This is a genomic window from Eudoraea sp., assembly GCF_049665975.1.
GTDB lineage: Bacteria > Bacteroidota > Bacteroidia > Flavobacteriales > Flavobacteriaceae > Eudoraea.
This window is the reverse complement of record NZ_JBATGR010000105.1, coordinates 1-2692: the sequence shown is the minus strand read 5'-3', so window position 1 is coordinate 2692 and position 2692 is coordinate 1. Positions and strand designations below refer to the sequence as shown.

The 2692-nt window shown below is 38.3% G+C and carries 6 protein-coding genes; all 6 read right to left on the bottom strand.

Features of this window, described 5'->3' with window-relative positions; genetic code table 11:
• Positions 1-62: 62 nt before the first annotated feature.
• Positions 63-437: a 30S ribosomal protein S13 gene (gene rpsM, locus WBN20_RS04290; RefSeq protein ID WP_424275269.1), complete on the bottom strand. Its 375-nt coding sequence runs from the start codon at positions 435-437 to the stop codon at positions 63-65.
• 2 nt (positions 438-439) lie between these two features.
• Positions 440-556: a type B 50S ribosomal protein L36 gene (gene ykgO / locus WBN20_RS04285; protein ID WP_122514977.1), complete on the bottom strand. Its 117-nt coding sequence runs from the start codon at positions 554-556 to the stop codon at positions 440-442.
• 10 nt (positions 557-566) lie between these two features.
• Complete coding sequence (gene infA, locus WBN20_RS04280) at positions 567-782, bottom strand: translation initiation factor IF-1 (RefSeq protein ID WP_015753973.1); 216 nt, start codon at positions 780-782, stop codon at positions 567-569.
• 3 nt (positions 783-785) lie between these two features.
• Complete coding sequence (secY, locus tag WBN20_RS04275) at positions 786-2129, bottom strand: preprotein translocase subunit SecY (protein ID WP_424275268.1); 1344 nt, start codon at positions 2127-2129, stop codon at positions 786-788.
• A 12-nt stretch (positions 2130-2141) separates the two neighbouring features.
• Positions 2142-2594 (bottom strand): 50S ribosomal protein L15, encoded by a 453-nt coding sequence (gene rplO / locus WBN20_RS04270; protein WP_424280821.1) that lies wholly within the window; start codon positions 2592-2594, stop codon positions 2142-2144.
• Between the two features lie 12 nt (positions 2595-2606).
• Positions 2607-2692 (bottom strand): uL30 family ribosomal protein (locus WBN20_RS04265; RefSeq protein ID WP_424280822.1); only part of this gene is annotated, 86 nt, incomplete at its 5' end.

Genomic DNA, 2692 nt, shown 5'->3' with positions numbered 1-2692 from the left:
ATTCAACGATTACCTTTCGCTTTTTAGCTCCTTTGGTACTTGTCTTTGCCATATTATGCTAATTATTTAGTTGCCTTTTTCTTATTCGCAACCGTTTTTCTTTTTCCTTTCCTGGTCCTTGAATTATTCTTGGTCCTTTGTCCTCTAAGTGGAAGTCCAGATCTGTGGCGGATTCCTCTGTAGCAGCCAATATCCATCAGACGCTTAATGTTCAGCTGATTTTCAGAACGAAGTTCCCCTTCAATTTTATAAGAGGAAACAGCGTCACGAATACGACCTATTTCATCGTCGTTCCAGTCTGATACTTTGCTATCCTTATTTACCTGGGCTTTCTCTAATAATTCTTGTGCCCTGCTTTTACCGATACCAAAAATATAGGTAAGTGCTATGACACCTCTTTTTTGTTTTGGTATATCTACACCTGCAATTCTTGCCATAATTACCCTTGTCTTTGTTTGAATCTAGGATTCTTTTTGTTTATTACGTACAATGTGCCTTTTCTGCGAACTATTTTGCAGTCGGCACTTCTTTTCTTTATGGATGCTCTAACTTTCATTCTGTCTTTGTTAGTATCTATATGTAATTCTCGCCTTTGTTAAATCGTATGGGCTCATTTCCAGTTTTACCTTATCTCCAGGTAATAATTTTATATAATGCATGCGCATCTTACCTGAAATATGAGCGGTAACCACATGTCCATTTTCCAGTTCCACACGAAACATTGCATTGGACAAAGCCTCTATAATGCTACCGTCTTGTTCTATGGGTGCTTGTTTGGCCATAACTTATGCGACTTTTCGGTTTTTACCTGATTTCATCAATCCATCATAATGCCTGTTCAACAAATAAGAATTAACCTGCTGTACAGTATCAATAGCCACCCCTACCATGATCAAAAGTGATGTCCCCCCATAAAATAAGGCCCATCCTGCCTGAATATCCATTAATTTAACCACTACGGCAGGTAATACTGCTAATAGGGCTAGGAAAACGGATCCTGGCAAGGTGATTAATGACATTATCTTATCAAGAAAATCTCCTGTTTCTTTACCTGGTCTGATACCTGGTATAAAACCACCACTGCGTTTCAAATCATCAGCCATTTTATTGGTAGGTACTGTAATGGCAGTATAGAAATATGTAAATATTATAATTAGCAAGGCAAATAAAATATTATAGGCCAATCCAAAAATATCCTGAAACTGCACCTCCATCCATTGGCCGACTGCTGTATTATTAAAAGTTCTTCCTAATAAACCCGGCGCAAACATAATAGCCTGTGCGAAAATAATAGGCATTACACCGGAAGCATTTAATTTCAAAGGAATATATTGTCTGGAACCCGCAATGTTTTTTTCATACCCCCCTGAGGCTGTCCTCCTGGCATATTGAACCGGTATTCGCCTCGTTGCCATGACCAATAGAACACTGGCCAGAATAACAAGAAACCAGAGAATAACTTCTATAAGCATAAACATTAGTCCGCCAGTATTATTCGCTGTCCTTGAAACAAACTCCTGAACAAAAGCTTGAGGCATATTCGCGATTATTCCAATCATAATAAGGAGAGAAATACCATTTCCAATTCCTTTATCCGTGATTTTTTCTCCTAACCACATAGCAAACACACAACCTGTTACCAAAATGACTACTGATGGGATTATAAAATTCAATCCTTTACCCAAAAGAAATGCACTGTCCGGTACACCAAGGGCGCCGAGACTATAAAGATAGGCCGGGGCCTGTACTATACAGATACCAATGGTTAGCCATCTGGTTATCTGGTTTTTTGTTTTTCTCCCACTTTCACCTTCCTTATCTAATTTTTGAAGATAAGGCACTGCAATTCCCATTAATTGAACTACAATAGATGCAGAGATATAGGGCATAATTCCAAGAGCAAATACCGAGGCATTGGCAAATGCTCCACCGGTAAAGGCATTTAATAGACCCAAAATACCTGATTCGGTACTTGAAGATAATTCTGCTAATTGAGAAGTATCAATACCGGGAAGAACAACCTGAGCACCAAAACGATACACAAGCAGCAAACCTAGGGTTACAATAATTCTTCCCCTCAGTTCTTCAATTTTCCAGATATTTGATATAACCTCAAAAAATTTCTTCATAATCTTCTTTACTTATAAATTTATCGCTTCACCTCCAGCAGCTTCAATTGCCGCTTTCGCAGTTGCAGTAAATTTATGTACGGTTATTTTAAGAGACGCTTTTAGTTCACCACCGCCTAATATTTTAACCAAATCGTTTTTATGAGCCATTCCGTTATCCACAAGATCTTTAACAGTGACTGTTTTTTTAACCAATCCTTTATCTGCAAGCTCCTGAAGTTTATTCAGATTTATGCCCTGATATTCCTTTCTGTTAATATTGGTAAAACCAAATTTGGGTACTCGTCTTTGTAAAGGCATTTGACCTCCTTCAAAACCAATCTTCCTGGAATACCCAGATCTTGATTTAGCACCTTTATGCCCTCTTGTTGCAGTACCTCCTGTACCAGAACCCTGGCCTCGGCCTATAGTTTTTCCGGCTTTGTGAACAGACCCTTTGGCTGGTTTTAAATTCCCTAAATTCATTACAAATATATTTTATGCTTCTTCCGTAGAAACTAAGTGTTTAACCTTATTGATCATTCCCATAATATTGGGTGTGGTTTCATGTTCCACAACATGGC

What these genes read in the sequence shown, in the direction of transcription:
- infA (WP_015753973.1), bottom strand. Translation starts at nt 782, where the DNA reads ATGGCCAAACAAGCACCCATAGAACAAGACGGTAGCATTATAGAGGCT.
- secY (WP_424275268.1), bottom strand. Translation starts at nt 2,129, where the DNA reads ATGAAGAAATTTTTTGAGGTTATATCAAATATCTGGAAAATTGAAGAA.
- ykgO (WP_122514977.1), bottom strand. Translation starts at nt 556, where the DNA reads ATGAAAGTTAGAGCATCCATAAAGAAAAGAAGTGCCGACTGCAAAATA.
- rplO (WP_424280821.1), bottom strand. Translation starts at nt 2,594, where the DNA reads ATGAATTTAGGGAATTTAAAACCAGCCAAAGGGTCTGTTCACAAAGCC.
- rpsM (WP_424275269.1), bottom strand. Translation starts at nt 437, where the DNA reads ATGGCAAGAATTGCAGGTGTAGATATACCAAAACAAAAAAGAGGTGTC.